Consider the following 1,349-nt stretch of genomic DNA (forward strand, 5'->3'; position numbering starts at 1 on the left):
TTAACAGGTTGCGGAAAAAGGCTCTTTCCTCGAGCCGCTTGAGGTGATTCAGACGCCTTCAACTGAGGTTGAAGGATTTGAGATGCGGGGCGGCGATTACCGGAGCGAAGGGCTGTTTTCCTACGTGAGCTGTGAAGCCCGGGTTCCGGCGAACCATCCTCTTCGGGCGATCCGCGCGATCGTCGACGAAGCTCTCGAGGTGATGTCAGCGGATTTTGATGCGATGTATTCGCGCATTGGCCGGCCATCGATCCCGCCCGAGAAGCTGCTGCGCGCGTTGCTCCTGCAAGCTTTCTATACGATCCGTTCGGAGCGCCAGCTCATGGAGCAGATGGATTACAACCTGCTCTTCCGCTGGTTCGTTGGCCTGGCGATGGATGCGCCGATCTGGGATGTCACGGTCTTCACCAAGAACCGTGAGAGGCTGCTGTCCGGGGACGTTGCCGCCAAGTTCCTGTCCGCCATCATCAACCAGGCACGCGTGCAGGCTCTTCTGTCCGACGATCATTTCTCGGTGGACGGCACGTTGATCGAAGCCTGGGCCAGCGTGAAGAGCTTCAGGCCCAAGGATGAAGGCGGCCCCGGGAATGACGATGACGGTGGTTCAGTCTCCGGCCATGGCGAGCAGAAAACAGCGCCGAGCAATGCCGGACGCGATTTCCGGGGCGAGAAGCGCAGCAATGCGACCCATGCATCAACCACTGACCCCGATGCCCGCCTGTTCAAGAAAGCGCGGGGCCAGGCAGCCAGGTTGTGCCATATGGCCCATGTTCTCATGGAGAACCGCAATGGCCTCGTTGTCGATGCGATCCTCACCCACGCGACCGGCACCGCCGAACGCGATGCTGCACTGACCATGCTGGGCCGGATGGAAGGGCGCCATCGGATCACGCTGGGCGCCGACAAGAACTACGACACCGCTGCCTTCGTCGAAGCATTGCGCGAGATGGACGTCACCCCGCATGTGGCTCAGAACAACAGCAACCGGCGCTCGGCAATCGACGGGCGTACGACACGCCATCCCGGCTACGGCCTCTCCCAGAAAATCCGCAAGCGGATCGAGGAAGTGTTCGGATGGGCAAAAACCTGCGGCACGATGCGAAAAACCCGACACCGTGGGCAACATCGCGTCGGATGGTTCTTCACGCTCACCGCTGCCGCCTATAACCTCATCAGACTGCCGAAACTGCTGGCCGCCACCTAGGCCTGCGCCTCACAGCGCCCGAGGCCGGTCAAAAACGACCGGCTTCGGGAAGTTACCTCCCGGAATGACTGACGCTGTGGGCTAGAAAACCGCGAAAACGGGGCCAATGGCCGGCTCTGCCAAGCCTTTTTCCGCAACCTGTTAA

1 protein-coding gene is annotated in these 1,349 nt (G+C 60.8%); it reads left to right on the top strand.

The features are described 5' to 3' along the window. Positions 1-82: 82 nt before the first annotated feature. Complete coding sequence (locus tag AC3EC3_RS19745; RefSeq protein ID WP_488491276.1) at positions 83-1,204, top strand: IS5 family transposase; 1,122 nt, start codon at positions 83-85, stop codon at positions 1,202-1,204. Positions 1,205-1,349: the final 145 nt, after the last annotated feature.

This window comes from Novosphingobium sp. BAM6 (genome assembly GCF_057784955.1).